We start from the raw sequence: 14,005 nt of genomic DNA on the forward strand, positions 1-14,005 counted from the left end.
CGATCGCCTGAAGTGCCTCGGCACGGCCAACGCAATCCTCCCATTGTTGCGCAAGCGTTCATCAATATGAAGAAACGATCGCCTTTCCCGCCTACGAGGCCGCTGTCGTTGGCGGCGACGCCAGCCTCGCTTCTACCCGGCGGTTGCGCGCCGAACACGTCGAAGACGAGTGCTTTGCTGGTGAGGTGACTGAATTCTGCTAGCGATCGGCCATGGCGAGACGGTGGAGAATGCGGACGCCGTCGGTTTCATTCTGCGCGGCTTCTTCGAAGGCTTGCGGCGACACACATCGCTTTCGAACGCGAACAAATCCTGCTGCGGGTCGGAGTAGGCGACGGCCCCGCGCGCTTAGGTCTCATCTAAAGGGCGGTTGCGCCTCGGCCGCCGCAGCGCTGCTCCAGCCGGCTGACGCTGTCCACCGTGACACGGCGATTGTTCTCGATCCGGATCACGCCGTCCATTCTCAGTCTGGTCAGCTGGCGGCTCACAGTCTCGTTTGTAAGTCCAAGGAAATCAGAGATCTCGGCACGCGTCAGCGGCAGATCGAAGCACGCCGACCTGGCCGCCGGGCCAACACTGGAATCGATATTCCGGGCGATCATGAGGAGAAAGCTGGCCACCTTCTCCGGTGCGGTCTTGCGCCCCAGAGTCACCATCCATTCGCGTGCCTCGTCGAGTTCGTTCAGCGTCTGCTTGAGCAGGCGATGCTCAAGTTCCGGTGATTCCTTCATCATCCGTTCGATGGCCGCCCTCGGAAACGAGCACAGCGAGACAGCGGTTGCCGCTTCCGCATTGATCGCGCTTTTCACCTTGAAGGGCCGTCCCAGAAAATCCGGTGCGAACTGGAGGCCGACGATTTGCTGGCGGCCGTCCGAAAGGCTCTTCGTCAGCTTCACCACGCCTGAAAGCACGTTTGAATAGCTGTCGACGGCCTCGGCGTCGCCGATCAGTTCGACCCCCGGCTCGATCTTGTGCCGCGACGAAGTCTTGGCGAGTCGCGCCAAATCGTCTGGATCGAGCGCACCGCAGACGCCGCGGTGCCGTACCTCGCAAGGTAGGCAAAGAACGGGAATGCCGGAACTATGAATATCTTGCCGTACTGTCATTCCATCGCTCTACCGATCCCCAGTGCCGGCAGGATAGCAATCGACGGTAGAAAAATCGTTGCGGCAGTTTGTCCGTGCTGGAGGTTGACCGAAATCAGGGCTTTGGCTGTTCGACGCGTCCAGAGTTCCGGCGACTCAAAACATGGTGGACCACGACATGCGACCGGAATTAACTGCCAGACTTGGCGAGAACGTCCCCCGCTACACCAGTTACCCGACCGCGCCGCATTTCCATCCGGGCGTCGATGCGGCGGTCCAGAAAGGCTGGTTGGAGGCCCTCGAAGGCGGTGACGAGATATCGCTTTACCTGCATATTCCCTATTGTGACAGACTCTGCTGGTTCTGTGCGTGCCATACCAAGCAGACGCGCCACTATGAGCCGGTGACCGCTTATCTGCGCTCGCTACGCGCGGAGATCGCGACGGTTGCCGCCCTTATCAGCGGCAAGGTCTTCGTCCGCGCAATCCACTTCGGCGGCGGCTCGCCGACAATGCTGAAGCCCGAGGATATGGTGGCTCTAGGCGCGTTCATGCGGGACAGCTTCGATTTTGTTCCAAATACGAAAATCAGCATCGAGATCGATCCGAACGATATGGACGAGGCACGCCTTGATGCACTTGCCGAAATCGGCATGACGCGGGCGAGCCTCGGCGTGCAGGATTTCGATCCGAAAGTGCAAAAGGCGATCAACCGCGAACAAAGCTTTTTGCAGACCAAGGCAGTCGTCGACGGAGTTCGTTCCCGCGGCGTCGAGTCCGTCAATCTGGATCTGCTCTACGGCCTGCCGCATCAAACCAGCGAGAGCCTGTGTTCTACCGTCGCGCAGGCGCTCACCCTGGAACCGGACAGGATGGCGCTGTTCGGCTACGCTCACGTGCCCTGGTTCAAGAAACATCAGACGATGATCGACGAGGCCTGGCTCCCCGGTCCCACGGAGCGGTTCGCGCAATCGCAACTCGCCGCGCGGGCGATTTTGGACAAGGGATATGAAGCAATAGGCCTCGACCATTTCGCCAAGCCGGGCGATGCGCTGGCGGTGGCGGCCTCCACAGGGGCCCTGCATCGCAACTTCCAAGGCTACACAGAGGATCGCTGCGAGACGCTGATCGGCGTCGGTCCTTCGTCCATCAGCCGGTTTCGCCAGGGCTACCTGCAGAACAATCCTTCGACCGCTGAGTACGGACGTATGGTCGCCAATGGCGGGCTGGCCGCCGTCCGCGGCATCGCCTTTTCCGACGACGATCGCGTCCGTGGCTGGATCATCGAGCGGCTGATGTGCGATTTCGCCTTCTCGGCGATCGACCTGGTGGAGAGCTTCGGGCAAGCCGGCCAAAAGCTCCTTTTTCAGGCAAGCTCAATCGCTCTTCGGGATCCTGCTCGACTGCTTGAACTCCAAGGCGACAGTTTCGTCGTGCTGCCGGAAAGCCGTCCCTTCGTGAGAAGCGTTGCGGCGAAGTTCGACAAATATCTCGAAAGTGGAACGGCCAGGCACTCGGTGGCAGTCTGAGCACCGCAGAGGAACGGTCACGGTTTTCAATCGATCGTGAACCGATTGCGCTACGTTTTGACCATTCACCGGCTACCGTCGCATTGCGGACCAGATACGAAGGTCTTTGGCCATAAGCGTCCGGGCTGGCGCGAGGTCGAGGACGATAGCAACTATATGTTCCGCCTCCAACGGGGTGAGAGGAACTTCTTGTCTCTAGGGGAGCTGGAGTTGTGGGTTATCGCCGAATGGCCTGATCGCGCTGGTAGACTGCAACGTCTGCAGAACCTCAAGAGACGCCGTACCATCCATGCTTGGAAATCCGGCCCAAAACGATCTCCCAAGGGCTGCAAATGGCCGCTAAGACGCAAACTCGCATTTCCCGTCGACCAGAGGGAGTGGCCGGCTGCCAAAGGATCGTCGAGGAACTCGGCGCGGGCGTCTCATGCGCCCGCCGGCCTTCCCGAGCATCGCCTCATGCAGCTAGTTGCCGGAAATCATTCGTCCCCCACAGCTCACGCTGCGCGAAATCGCCAACCAGCACGAAGGTTTCATGACGGGCACCGCGCGGCGCAAGGAAATGGGGGCCCTCATCCGTCAAGAACCTCCTCGACCGGGCGGTCCTCGACCGGGCGAGGCGGAACGGCTTGCTCGGTCAGGCCTCGCTGCAAGGATCGAGAAATGTTATGGCGCGAACGCAGTACCCATCGCGCATCTCAACCCTAGCCCGAATTGGGCAAACAAATCGTAAACGCGGGAGCGCGCATTGATGGAAACCAGGATCATCGACAGCCGGGACGATTTTGCGCAATGGGCGATCGATCGGGCCAATGCGATCCTGACGGATGAGGGTTCGGAACTCGCCACCGCCGCGCGCAACGGAAACGAAGCCCAAATGGGTGAGACGGCACAGGCGCTCGGCCAAGCGATCGTCGAGGCGCTGCTTGAGGCGTTCGACGGTCTCGTAGGCGACGAATAAGCCACCGGCTTGGCCTGCATGACTGGCTGCGCCAACGGAAACGGCCGGTACGCGGGCTCACATCGATCCAGCATCATGATTCCTGCGCAGGCTCGGGACAAGCGTTTCCGAGACCCTCGAACCGCCCTTCCCTCCGATTGCCATCATCCGGCGGCCCATCGGTCTCCGCGGGCGTCTTTTCGGCATCGAGTTTGGCCGAAGCAGCGACGCCAAGATCATCGGCCAGGCCGAGAATTTCCCGTCCCCAGCGCGGTCCGTCAGGCAGCGCAAATAACCGCCGGCGCTGTTGATCTGATCAGCGCGTTGATAGATCGCGGCCAACGTGATCGCGGCCTGTTGCTCGCCCTGCACCTCGCAGGCACCCCGCCACGCGCTCGGGGTGATCCCCAACATGGGCCGGACAAGCTCGGCCGCGGCCAGAAAATCCCGCCGGTGGCGAATTTCGTCGCCGCAGGCGAGTTCCCGCATGCTCGGGCAGGCGGCCAGCAGGATCCCCATCGAAGCCGAAAGCCTGCTCGATCTCGCCTCCCCGACGCTCCTCGCATGTCTTTTGCCGTTGGGGGTGTCCTGGCGAATGATCAGGCCGCATTCGACCAGAACCGCGAGATGACGGCGAAGGGTGGTCTGCGGCATGCCGTTGGCGCACCATCGGGTTGCCGACCATATAAGAGACGTAGCCCGGCACGACAGGCAGCACGCATGGCGAGAGGAACGAGATTGCACCGGCCGCCAGTGCTGTCAAAATGCCGATATTGGAATTTCAAACACCGTCTCAACCCTCCGGCTTTGCTCGCGCATCGGCGATGGAGCGTTGCAGCGTGGCAACACCGACCACCCCAGAGATCACTTCATCGCCGACCACCAACGCCGGCGTGCCGGTGATGTACAGATCGCCGGCGAGCGCGCCATTGCGCGCAATGGCGTCTGCGATGCCGGGTCTTTCATGTCCCGCTTGAGCTGCTCAACGTCGAGGCCCACATGTGCTGCGATCGTCAAGGTGGACCTTTCGTTGACGAGGCCGTGGAAACCCATGAGGGCACGGTGGAACGCCTCGTATTTTCCCTGTTTGTGGGAGGCGAGCGCCGCCACCGCGGCGAATTTGGAAGCCGGTCCCAGGATCGGAAACTCTTTGAACACAAGCTTCAGACTCCAATCGTCCTTGATGGCTTGCTGGATATTGAGGGCTGCGTTCCGGCAAGGCGGGCAGTTGTAGTCAAAGAAGGTGGACCAGAGCGACGTCGCCTTCCGGATTGCCAGCGGTTGGCGCAGCGGGGTCATTGAACAGTGCGTCGCGCCGCGCGGCAATGAGCATCTTCAATTCCGCCGCGAGCTGGCGTCGGTCTTCGAGCTGCTGCAGGTAGTCTATGACAGCAGGATGATGTAGCGCCCCCAGCGCGGAAAAAAGCAGGCGAGGGCTAAAAGAGCGATCGTGACGACAAGGCCGGGGGTTGGCTTGGACATGGGGCGGTCTCCGATTAACAGTGAACAGCAGGGCAGCAACGGTGCCTTTGGCGTAAACCCGGGCATCGCTTTTGATCGCTTGCCCGGCACTTCCCGGAGTACGGGAAGTTGCGGGGCTCTCTCGGTGCCGATGCCAGCTGGCAATGCCTCTAGGACGACTTCACGCCCTGCCCCCAATGGCTGAGCGGCGCTCGCGCGAGCTGGCCGGCCGCAACCGCCCTTCGCCGGGCCGGACGTCTTGATCCTCCACCGTCAAAGCGTCGAGGGGCCGCTCGCGACGGCCTTTGCCGATCGAACTTCATCCGGCTCGCCCCCAAGCGGGCGAGGACGAGCGAAGCCACCGCGTTGCCGACTACATTCGTCAGCGCCTGGCATTCGGACATGAAGCGGTCGACGCCAAGGATCAGCGCCATGCCGGCGAGCGGGGCGGTCGGGATGACAAAGAGCGTTGCAGCCAACGTGACGAAGCCTGCAGCGGTAATGCGAGTTGCTCCTTTCGAAGGGAGCATGGCGACGAGAAGCAGCAGGATCCGATCGCCAATCGAGAGATCGAAGTTCGTCGCCTGGGCGATGAAGAGGGCCGCCAGCGTCATGTGGATATTGGTGCCGTCCAGGTTGAAGGGATATCCGGTCGGGACGACGAGTCCCACGACAGAACGCTTGGCGCCGGCCTTCTCCATCTTCTCGATGATCGAGGGCAGCGCGGCCTCCGAGGAGGACGTTGCCAGGACAAGCAGCAGCTCTTCCTTGATGTAGCGAATGAGAGAAAAGATCGAGAACCCGTTGTAACGGCAGACCGCGCCGAGAACGCCGAACACGAAAAGGTAGGCGGTGAAATAGAACGTCCAGACCAGCATCGCGAGGTTAACGATCGACCCGATGCCATATTTGCCGGTGGTGAAGGCCATCGCGCCGAAAGCCCCGATCGGGGCGGCCTTCATCAGCAGGCTGACGAGCTTGAAAATGGGGGCGATCAGTGCCTGAAGGAAGCAAACGACAGGCTTGCCCGTCTCTCCTACCGTGGCCAGGGCGATGCCGAACAGAACCGAGAAGACCAGGACCTGCAGGATGTCGCCTTGCGCGAAGGCGCCGACGATCGTCGACGGGATGATGTTCATCAGGAAGTCGGTGACGGACTGCTCGTGGGCCTTCGCGGCATAGGTATTCACGGCCTGGACGTCGAGCAAGGCCGGATCGATGTTGAGGCCGGCGCCCGGCTGAACGACATTGGCGACGACAAGGCCGACGATAAGTGCGAGCGTCGAGAAGGTGAGGAAATGGACCATCGCCTTGCCGGCAACTCGGCCGACCTTCTGGAGATCGTTCATGCCGGCGATGCCGGTCGCAATTGTCAGGAAGACGACCGGCGCGATGACCATCTTGACGAGCTTGATGAAGGCATCACCGAGCGGCTTCGCGCTTTCGCCGATCCCCGGATAGAAATAGCCGAGTGCGACGCAAAGGGCGATGGCGGCAAGCACCTGCACATAGGGCTTGGCGTAGAAGGCCTTGCGAGGCGCCGCGTCCGCGCCGCGGACATGTGGAGCTAACACCATTTCTCTCCCCAACCGGATAGGGGCCGGGCGCTTCGTCCCATCCCAGGCTTCTCGCATCGCGGCACTCCGGTCGAACGCAGCTGCCATGTCGTTCGCAAGCGCCGTGCCAAATTGCGGCGGCGCGAGACACGCGCCGGTCCTCACGCCGTGCTTGTGCGGATTTCTGCACACGCCGCTGGCGCGTGCCCTTATCGAGAGAAGGGCCGAGTGTCGGGGATTGGAGGTCGCTCTGGGCGTTACAGGCAGCCTGGCAGCGGCCAAGCGATTGCCGCTGCGACCCCGTATAGTCTGGCGCTCCACAAAATGACGGAAGTCGACCGGCCGCGTCGCGACATAGGCCCCAAGCTGCGCTCCTGGCGCGCGATCGCTGTGCTGCCGCCGCACCGCGGTAGCGCCGCGCCAACCTTTGGGTGGGCGCAGTGGTTGTCGGTCGTGGACCTGCATGCGGTGATGGACATGGAGTTCTCGCGCCAGGTTGCCAACGGTCTTGTGATTTGTGCCGTAGCGTTGGCCCGCGTCCTCAGGCCGTCTTGACCATGATGTATTGCTCTATGGATCGCCTCTGTCGTCGTGATGCTCCCATGCACAATCTGGCCCATCGCGCATCCCTGAATTCGGACCACAAGGATGCCCCATCAAAGTCGGATCAAACTCGGCTGGCCACGCTCTTTGTGCCGGTACCATAAGTCCGCAAGTACCCCGACAACGCCGTCAATGGGGGCCGACCCGGCTAACCGAAGATCCGCAGACGCAGTTCCAGTGCGAAAGACGCAGGCTAGACGGCCCGCTTGTTGCCCCACAGCAGAACGTGCAGCTGCGGCAGCACGCGGGCGTCGAACCACCTGTCGCCGGTTACCTTTTCAACCAGCCACTCCATGCGTTTCATTATTCCGTCCAGATCGACAGACGCGTCTTCGTTGCCAGGACGGGGCGGCGTGTGATTGCCGGGTTGCAGGTAAACCGGAAGGCGCGGAAATCGCTCCGCGGCGCCTTTCGCGTAGGCGTAGTCGCTCTCGTCGAAAACAACGAGCTTGAGCACGATCTGCGGCTTCTCCTGCGCCGCATCGACGCACGCCTCCAGAGTGGCCCAATCGGTCCTCATTTCGCTTGAAGGCGGCTTAGGGCTGAGGACCAGCACGTCAAGGTCGGCAAACCAGTCCCTGACCACCGAACCTTGGGTCTCGAGCGCAAAACGGTAACCTTCACCATGGCCTCGCTCAATGAGCGCACGAAACGGCTGAATGGCCGGATTGCCGCCTGACAGCGACACCATCACTGGCCGGCCACCGGAAAGCGTAACGACGGTTTGCCATACCGCGTCGATTGGCATCATCTCCCATTCATGGCGGAATTGATTGTCCACCGCATGGAGACTGTCGCACCAGGAACAGCGATAGTCACACCCGCCGGTTCTGATGAAGACCGTCGGCAAACCGATGAGCACGCCCTCGCCCTGGATCGTCGGCCCGAAAATCTCGCTCACGCGGATTGCGGGATGCGTATCGGTCATGGCCGGTATTCCGCCCAGGTTTTCGGCGTTTCGCTCACTCGCACGGCCGAGGTTTCGGGCAGGCGTGCCTTGCACCATAGATAAAAATGTCTGGCCAGGCATTCCGCGGTGACTTGCTCATGTCCGAGCACGTCGTTGAGATGTCGGTGGTCGAAGCTCTCGTCGATATAGCGTTTGAATGGCGCCAAATCGTGATAGTCGCGCACGAAACCGTTGTCGTTCAGTCCATTCGCTGAAAGCTCCACTTCGACGATGTAGTTATGCCCGTGCAGGCGCGCGCATTGGTGATCGGGCGGCAACGAGGTGAGCTGATGCGAGGCCGAGAAGTGGAATTCCTTGGTGATGCGGAACATTATGCGGTCCTCCTTCGCAGCGCATCGAGCCAGAAGTCGGGGTCCTCGTAGTCGGTGGGGTCCAGGTGCCCAGAGAGATGAAACGCCTCGCGCCGCTCGACGCAGGTCCCGCACCTCCCGCAGTGACGCTCGGCGCCCTTGTAGCAGGACCAGGTCTGTGCAAATGGCGTGCCGTATGTTGCTCCATCCCTAACGATGTCCGCCTTCGTGAGATTCACATAGGGCGCATAAAGGCGAACCTTCGCGTAGCCGTCGAGCGCGCGGTCTTGCATTATCTGGAAAGCGTCGATGAAGGCCGGACGGCAGTCGGGATAAATGAAATGATCCCCACCGTGGACGGCAGTCGCCACCGCTTCGACCTTGTGCGCGGCGGCGAGACCGAAGGCGGTGGCCAACATGATGGCGTTCCGGTTCGGCACCACCGTGACCTTCATCGTGTCTTCGGCGTAGTGCCCATCCGGCACATCCACACTATCGGTCAGCGCGGAGCCGGAAAGGCCGCGGCCGATTTGGCGGATGTCGATGCTGCGATGCGGGACGTTCAGTCGTTCAGCGCAAAGGGCGGCGAATCCCAATTCCTTCCGGTGCCGTTGGCCGTAATCGAAAGATAGGAGGCCGGCGAGCTCGTACTCCGCTGCCACCTTGTGAGCAAGAGTAACGGAGTCCAATCCGCCGGAGCAGATGACGAGAGTTTTCATCGTTGGGTCCTTGTTTTAACCGGGTAGGCTGCGACCGGAGATTTCTCTGCGCTCCCAGTACTTCAGGAAATCCATTTTGTGAAGCGAACGGGGGACAAGTTTCATGCGCGGACGTGCCGCGCCGCTGTGTGCAAGGCGCGCTCAGGCGGTGAGCCTGCAGGGACACGGACGGACGTTTCAGTGGATGTTCAAAGGCGAGCGTACCAGAATATGCTCTGAAGGACGTCCCGGATCTTCGGAAAACAGGGTTCTCGACGCTTCGATCAAGCGCCCGGCGGTGCCGAGCTTCGAGGGACGCCACGCGAGGGTTTCATGTCCAAGACGGCCCGAGGATGGGCTTGCCGCAAAGAACGGATTTACCAGGTGGCATTTTTTCGCAGCCGCGCCGAAATGCAGATGTCTGGAATGATCGACATCAATTGTCGCGGCAACTTGGCCGGCCGGCTCTTCGGGTTCCGTAGATCCCGCGCATTCCGCTTCAGGATCGGTTCGAACCGGAGCACGCCCTCGGTCAGTGGCCGACCGGCAAACCCAAACTAAATGATCGGTCGTGAGCCGACATCTGTGAACAAGCCGTGTGCGTCGATTGCAATGACCGCTGTGTTACGTGCAGTTACCTTATGGCAGTGCATGAACTGGATTTGATGGTTTTCCAGATGGCGGTCGAAAGCGTCCGCTCTCTCTCCTTAAGCTTCGCTGAAAAAGCCGCGGAGATAGCCACCAGGAGCCGCGGTATCCTGCTTTTCGACGTGCGGGTCGACGGTGACGCGGAGGTCCAGCGGGTCGCAGCCATCCGATATCAGGGCGACCAAACCGGCGTGCTGGCGTTGGATAGACAGGGCCTTGTTACCCACCATTGCATCGTCAATGGTACTTTCTCACATTTCATTGCGCCATTGGAAAACTGGAACAGCATGCCTTTGTCGATGCAGGCCAAGATCGATGCCAACGGCCATGCCAGTCTCTTCCTAGGGGCCTTGCGAAATGCCGGACATATGCTGGGCAGCTAGCATTTGGCTAGAACCATCTGTGGATTTTTGCATGCGGCATCGTTGCCGGCACTGCCGGCATGATTGTCGTGCTCGAAAACGGCTCCGGCGGCCTATTTTTTTGCAAAGTCGAATGTCCCGATTCCGAAGCCAAGGAAGACACCGACCACAGCGAAGAATAGTAACAACAGGGGCGACGCAAGCTGCCCTGCCCTTTTCAAGCAGGGAGGTGCTTCCGGTGCTCTCACCGACACGAGATCGCAAATGGCACGTGGGTGAGCATCAGAACTGGCGGCACCCATGGTGATCGGCTTTCCTCGCTGGAGGAAGCGCCTCGGGCGCCAGGCAGAGGCGGAAGCGACGGTCGAACACTGGCTGGCTGCTCGGGATCTGATCGAGGCGTAGTCGGACAAGGAAACGTTGTGCCCTATGTCTACGTTAGAAGCGCGCCGGCAGCCTGGGCGGGGGGCTTGGGGTTAGACTGCCGGCGCACGCCACTCATGAAGAGCGGCCCCTTTTCGCGGTTCCGACACCCATAGTCAACCCGGCAGTGTCTGGGTGCCCGCTGTGCTCTTGTCAGAGCGGCGCGATGTCGGCCGTGTCGGCCGATCCTGCCCAACTTGGTGGGCCGCTCTCGTCGGCCAACCTGATGCTCCAGCCGGTATCGCGTTGCCGACCAGCATGAGTTCGCCGTTAGCAATCCTTCGTCACGAGCCGATGCTATCGTGCACGTGTCGCAGCACTCCGGGCGGCGATATCGCCTAAGACAATATGAAGATGAAGCGTTCCAACTTCATATACGGCGAACCCTTGTGCAATTCCTGACTCGGACAGTTGGACGAGAATTCTCTTGGCGGTACTGCGCCAGAAGGCATTCGCGTCTCCCCGTTCTTCGTTTCCAGGAACCCGGGCGCTCTTTTTTGACGTTCGACTGTCAGTCGCAAATTACACATCACAAGGAGCGGATCTTCCACTCATTTGCAGATTATCCGACATCACGCGGCGTCCGATATGTCCGCCTCTGCCTCAAGAATTCCCCCAGGTATGGACAGCGATCTCGCTATCCGATCCCGATAGCCCTTGTTGTACCTCAGACCCGACTCGATGTTTTGGATTTCCTCAGCGGCAAGCCCGCACGCCACTGCGAGGTCCTCGATCGAATATCCAAGGTGCTCACGATAAGCGCGGATGATGTGGGTCCCCTGCGACATAGCCGTCAAGACTGGCTCGGGACTGCGCGAATCCTTCATAGACACCTCCAAGAAGATAAGGGGCGCCTGATAAATCGGGAGATTTCCTCCCGGACCTGGCGCGCACCCAGCAAATCAAAAAAATGGACGTCGATTCGGCCGGACCGGCCTCATCCATAAAATGGGCCACCTGAAATGGACAGCCAGGTCGGAATATGGCGACTCACCTGCTTCTGATCAAGTTGCAAGAACCTGCCTGCCCTGAGATGGCCCGATCAACTGTACCGCATTCGTCCTGCGATCCCACGCGACCCATCCTCGCCGATGGCATTCTTGAACAGCAACTCGAACTCCCCCTGCCTCCGCCTCCAGCACCGTCCACCCAGCCTAGCGGACGCTGATACCTTCGACCAATGTCCGCCGCCGATGCAGCGAAAAACGCGCTATGTTTGAATCACACATCGATTAGCGCTGCTTTAACCAAATTTTTTAAGCCGCCGATGCTTATTCGCAGACTGAAAGGATGGGGCGGCCGAGGATACAGCCGAAAGGGCCGCGGGCTTCTGTGCTGACGTCGGCTTGAGCAAGCTCAATCCGGCTGCCCTGCGCAATTGCCCGACCTGCCGAAAAAAGGATGGCGATTGTTGGATTTCATCCGAGCTTCAGTTCTAGACACGTGTTGGCGCTTTCGGATGGACGAGCATCGCCACCTATAAAAACGTCACAGTCATTCGACGGTGACCGATTTTGCGAGATTGCGCGGCTGGTCGACATCTGTGCCCATGAAGAGCGCCGTGTGGTAGGCAAGAAGCTGTATCGGCAGCGAGAAAATTATCGGAGCGATAATCTCGTCGACGGCGGGCAGCACGATCGTGTGCATAGTGTCGAGTGTCGATGCGGCCGCCCCTTTTTCATCGGTGATGAGGATAATCCGCCCGCCACGGGCAGCCACTTCCTGCATGTTGGAGACGGTCTTTTCGAAAAAGCGATCATGTGGCGCGATAACGATAACTGGCATGTTCTCGTCTATCAATGCGATCGGACCGTGCTTCAACTCACCCGCCGCGTAGCCTTCGGCGTGGATGTACGAAATCTCCTTGAGCTTCAGCGCACCTTCCATCGCCAGCGGGAAACTGGTGCCGCGGCCAAGATACAGGACGTCACGACACTTTGACAGTTGACGCGAGAGGAACTCGATCTGTGGCTGGATGCTGTTGAGTACCTGCCCCATGACGCGCGGCACTTCGGCGAGGCTCCTGACGAGCGCCTGCACCTCGTCTTCGGTTACGGTTCCGCGGGCCCTGGCGGCGGCGATGGCGAGTGCGGCAAGAACGGCAAGCTGGCAGGTGAAAGCCTTGGTGGAGGCGACGCCGATCTCCGGTCCGGCAAGGATCGGGAAGACCGCATCGGCCTCCCGAGCGATGGTCGATTCGCGGGCATTGACGATGGCGCCAATTTTCAGCCCAAGCTCCCTGCAGTATCTCAGCGATGCCAGCGTATCGGCGGTTTCGCCGGACTGCGAAATGAAAATAGCCGCCGACTGCGGCGACAACGGGATTTCGCGGTAACGGAATTCGGACGCAACGTCGATTTCAACCGGCAGGCGCGCATAGCGCTCGAACCAGTATTTTCCGATCAGTCCGGCGAGATAGGCGGTGCCGCAGGCAGAGATCGCCAAGCTCGGGATTCTGGAGAAATCGATGCCAGAAACCATGTCGGCGCGATTCTCTATGATGTTGATATAGTGACCGAGCGCATGCGCGATGACCTCGGGCTGCTCGTAAATTTCCTTCTCCATGAAGTGGCGATGGTTGCCCTTGTTGGCGAGATCGGCCGCGGCCGTGGAGGTCTGTCGCGGACGCTCGACAGGATGGCCGTCGAAATCGAAGATATCGGCGCCCGTCTTGCCGATTACGGCCCAGTCGCCGTCGATGAGATAGGTAATTTCATTGGTGAAGGGAGCAAGCGCGATCGCATCGGAGCCCAGGAACATCTCGCCGTCCCCGTGACCGATCGCCAGCGGCGGTCCATTGCGCGCCGCCATGATGGTCGACGGATCATCCTCGAAGAGAATGGCAAGCGCGTAGGCGCCCCTGACGCGTTTCAACATGGCATGCATCGCCTCACCTCGCCCCATGCCCTCCCGGCGGTGTCTTGCCAAGAGATGCGCGACGACCTCGGTGTCGGTGTCGGTCTGGAACTCGGCTCCCGCCGCCGCCAATTCGTCCTTCAACTCGGCAAAATTCTCGATAATGCCGTTATGGACGACGGCCACACCATCGCTAAAGTGCGGATGCGCGTTGCGTTCAGTCGGTGCCCCATGGGTTGCCCAGCGCGTGTGGCCGATGCCGATGTCGCCGCTCAGCGGCTCTTCCTTCAGTCTCGTCTCGAGATTGACGAGCTTGCCCTCGGCGCGCCGGCGGTGCAAGGCGCCCTCGGTGATCGTCGCAACGCCGGCCGAGTCATAGCCGCGATATTCCAGACGCTTCAACGCGTCGACCAACCGCTCCGACACCGGCTGTTGCCCAGCAATGCCAACAATCCCGCACATGCTCGTCTCCGCATTCTTCCCGGCAGCTTCAGCCCACTTGAGACGACACCCACCCGGCCCGATTTCATTCAGGATCTTGTAGTAGTATTTGGTAATATCGGTACAATTGATTGTAAGGATAGCTAC

General features: G+C 60.4%; 13 protein-coding genes and 1 pseudogene. 4 read left to right on the forward strand and 10 right to left on the reverse strand.

Features of this window, described 5'->3' with window-relative positions:
* Positions 1-359: 359 nt before the first annotated feature.
* Complete coding sequence (locus BPNPMPFG_RS38550) at positions 360-1,106, reverse strand: Crp/Fnr family transcriptional regulator (RefSeq protein WP_258599024.1); 747 nt, start codon at positions 1,104-1,106, stop codon at positions 360-362.
* A gap of 157 nt (positions 1,107-1,263) precedes the next feature.
* Here BPNPMPFG_RS38550 and hemN point away from each other — a divergent pair, with 157 nt between their 5' ends.
* Both hemN and BPNPMPFG_RS38565 read left to right on the forward strand, forming a co-directional pair.
* The gene (gene hemN / locus BPNPMPFG_RS38555; protein WP_258599026.1) at positions 1,264-2,613 is read left to right on the forward strand and encodes an oxygen-independent coproporphyrinogen III oxidase; all 1,350 of its coding nucleotides are present in this window, start codon (positions 1,264-1,266) and stop codon (positions 2,611-2,613) included.
* A 748-nt stretch (positions 2,614-3,361) separates the two neighbouring features.
* The gene (locus tag BPNPMPFG_RS38565; RefSeq protein WP_183465670.1) at positions 3,362-3,571 is read left to right on the forward strand and encodes a hypothetical protein; all 210 of its coding nucleotides are present in this window, start codon (positions 3,362-3,364) and stop codon (positions 3,569-3,571) included.
* A 57-nt stretch (positions 3,572-3,628) separates the two neighbouring features.
* On the opposite strand, the gene repC is transcribed toward BPNPMPFG_RS38565, so the two are convergent.
* From repC to BPNPMPFG_RS38585, 4 genes and pseudogenes are all read right to left on the reverse strand, one after another.
* Complete coding sequence (gene repC, locus BPNPMPFG_RS38570) at positions 3,629-4,204, reverse strand: replication initiation protein RepC (protein ID WP_258599029.1); 576 nt, start codon at positions 4,202-4,204, stop codon at positions 3,629-3,631.
* Position 4,205: 1 nt separating this feature from the next.
* Positions 4,206-4,322, reverse strand: a pseudogene (locus BPNPMPFG_RS38575) (cytochrome c biogenesis protein CcdA); the annotation flags it as partial.
* A 92-nt stretch (positions 4,323-4,414) separates the two neighbouring features.
* Entirely contained in the window at positions 4,415-4,849 is a 435-nt protein-coding gene (locus BPNPMPFG_RS38580; RefSeq protein WP_258599030.1) for a DsbA family protein, read from the reverse strand.
* Positions 4,850-5,181: 332 nt separating this feature from the next.
* Positions 5,182-6,588: a dicarboxylate/amino acid:cation symporter gene (locus BPNPMPFG_RS38585; RefSeq protein WP_319946054.1), complete on the reverse strand. Its 1,407-nt coding sequence runs from the start codon at positions 6,586-6,588 to the stop codon at positions 5,182-5,184.
* 303 nt (positions 6,589-6,891) lie between these two features.
* Here BPNPMPFG_RS38585 and BPNPMPFG_RS38590 point away from each other — a divergent pair, with 303 nt between their 5' ends.
* Positions 6,892-7,122 carry a hypothetical protein gene (locus BPNPMPFG_RS38590; RefSeq protein ID WP_258599031.1) on the forward strand — a complete coding sequence of 77 codons (231 nt, stop codon included), beginning with the start codon at positions 6,892-6,894 and terminating at the stop codon, positions 7,120-7,122.
* 241 nt (positions 7,123-7,363) lie between these two features.
* Here BPNPMPFG_RS38590 and queE read toward each other — a convergent pair whose 3' ends face one another.
* From queE to queC, 3 genes are read right to left on the reverse strand one after another with little or no spacing between them, the layout of a single operon-like run.
* Positions 7,364-8,098 (reverse strand): 7-carboxy-7-deazaguanine synthase QueE, encoded by a 735-nt coding sequence (gene queE, locus BPNPMPFG_RS38595; protein ID WP_183455159.1) that lies wholly within the window; start codon positions 8,096-8,098, stop codon positions 7,364-7,366.
* Positions 8,095-8,451, reverse strand: a complete 357-nt coding sequence (gene queD / locus BPNPMPFG_RS38600) for a 6-carboxytetrahydropterin synthase QueD (RefSeq protein WP_123169385.1) — start codon at positions 8,449-8,451, stop codon at positions 8,095-8,097. The genes queE and queD overlap by 4 nt, the downstream gene beginning before the upstream one ends.
* Positions 8,451-9,149, reverse strand: a complete 699-nt coding sequence (gene queC / locus BPNPMPFG_RS38605) for a 7-cyano-7-deazaguanine synthase QueC (protein ID WP_258599033.1) — start codon at positions 9,147-9,149, stop codon at positions 8,451-8,453. Before queC ends, queD begins: the two co-directional genes overlap by 1 nt.
* Positions 9,150-9,769: 620 nt before the next feature.
* On the opposite strand from queC, the gene BPNPMPFG_RS38610 reads away from it, so the two are divergent.
* Positions 9,770-10,159, forward strand: a complete 390-nt coding sequence (locus tag BPNPMPFG_RS38610; protein ID WP_258599034.1) for a hypothetical protein — start codon at positions 9,770-9,772, stop codon at positions 10,157-10,159.
* Between the two features lie 974 nt (positions 10,160-11,133).
* Here the strand turns inward: BPNPMPFG_RS38610 and BPNPMPFG_RS38615 are convergent.
* On the reverse strand, positions 11,134-11,388 hold the full coding sequence (locus BPNPMPFG_RS38615) for a helix-turn-helix domain-containing protein (RefSeq protein ID WP_319946055.1): 255 nt from the start codon (positions 11,386-11,388) through the stop codon (positions 11,134-11,136).
* A gap of 667 nt (positions 11,389-12,055) precedes the next feature.
* Complete coding sequence (glmS, locus tag BPNPMPFG_RS38620; RefSeq protein ID WP_258599035.1) at positions 12,056-13,879, reverse strand: glutamine--fructose-6-phosphate transaminase (isomerizing); 1,824 nt, start codon at positions 13,877-13,879, stop codon at positions 12,056-12,058.
* Positions 13,880-14,005: the final 126 nt, after the last annotated feature.

This window comes from Mesorhizobium sp. AR07 (genome assembly GCF_024746815.1).
Classification (GTDB): domain Bacteria; phylum Pseudomonadota; class Alphaproteobacteria; order Rhizobiales; family Rhizobiaceae; genus Mesorhizobium.

Bases quoted from the DNA above. Each gene is read 5' to 3' on its own strand.
- glmS (WP_258599035.1), bottom strand. From the start codon at position 13,879: ATGTGCGGGATTGTTGGCATTGCTGGGCAACAGCCGGTGTCGGAGCGG.
- BPNPMPFG_RS38585 (WP_319946054.1), bottom strand. From the start codon at position 6,588: ATGGTGTTAGCTCCACATGTCCGCGGCGCGGACGCGGCGCCTCGCAAG.
- repC (WP_258599029.1), bottom strand. From the start codon at position 4,204: ATGCCGCAGACCACCCTTCGCCGTCATCTCGCGGTTCTGGTCGAATGC.
- BPNPMPFG_RS38565 (WP_183465670.1), top strand. From the start codon at position 3,362: ATGGAAACCAGGATCATCGACAGCCGGGACGATTTTGCGCAATGGGCG.
- queC (WP_258599033.1), bottom strand. From the start codon at position 9,149: ATGAAAACTCTCGTCATCTGCTCCGGCGGATTGGACTCCGTTACTCTT.
- queE (WP_183455159.1), bottom strand. From the start codon at position 8,098: ATGACCGATACGCATCCCGCAATCCGCGTGAGCGAGATTTTCGGGCCG.
- BPNPMPFG_RS38550 (WP_258599024.1), bottom strand. From the start codon at position 1,106: ATGACAGTACGGCAAGATATTCATAGTTCCGGCATTCCCGTTCTTTGC.
- queD (WP_123169385.1), bottom strand. From the start codon at position 8,451: ATGTTCCGCATCACCAAGGAATTCCACTTCTCGGCCTCGCATCAGCTC.
- BPNPMPFG_RS38590 (WP_258599031.1), top strand. From the start codon at position 6,892: ATGACGGAAGTCGACCGGCCGCGTCGCGACATAGGCCCCAAGCTGCGC.
- BPNPMPFG_RS38610 (WP_258599034.1), top strand. From the start codon at position 9,770: ATGGCAGTGCATGAACTGGATTTGATGGTTTTCCAGATGGCGGTCGAA.
- BPNPMPFG_RS38580 (WP_258599030.1), bottom strand. From the start codon at position 4,849: ATGACCCCGCTGCGCCAACCGCTGGCAATCCGGAAGGCGACGTCGCTC.
- hemN (WP_258599026.1), top strand. From the start codon at position 1,264: ATGCGACCGGAATTAACTGCCAGACTTGGCGAGAACGTCCCCCGCTAC.
- BPNPMPFG_RS38615 (WP_319946055.1), bottom strand. From the start codon at position 11,388: ATGAAGGATTCGCGCAGTCCCGAGCCAGTCTTGACGGCTATGTCGCAG.